Here is a 231-nt window from a genome sequence, read left to right on the forward strand (position 1 = left end):
TGTAGTTGGCCTAACATGCCTGCCTGTCACGCAGGAGATCGCGGGTTCGAATCCCGTCGGTTCCGCCATTATCATGGTAGCAAGGTATCAGGGATTGAGAATCCTATATCTCGAAGTATAGAGTATCCACCCGATTCCGTGATTTTGCTAATTATAATATTGGGGATTAGCCAAGCGGTAAGGCAACGGACTTTGACTCCGTCATTCATAGGTTCGATTCCTATATCCCCA

1 tRNA gene is annotated in these 231 nt (G+C 47.2%); it reads left to right on the forward strand.

From position 1 onward, the window contains the following. The first annotated feature begins 160 nt into the window (after positions 1-160). Positions 161-231: transfer RNA gene (locus tag AC0MA3_RS26790), tRNA-Gln, on the forward strand.

It is taken from the genome of Paenibacillus sp. LS-5 (assembly GCF_056121505.1).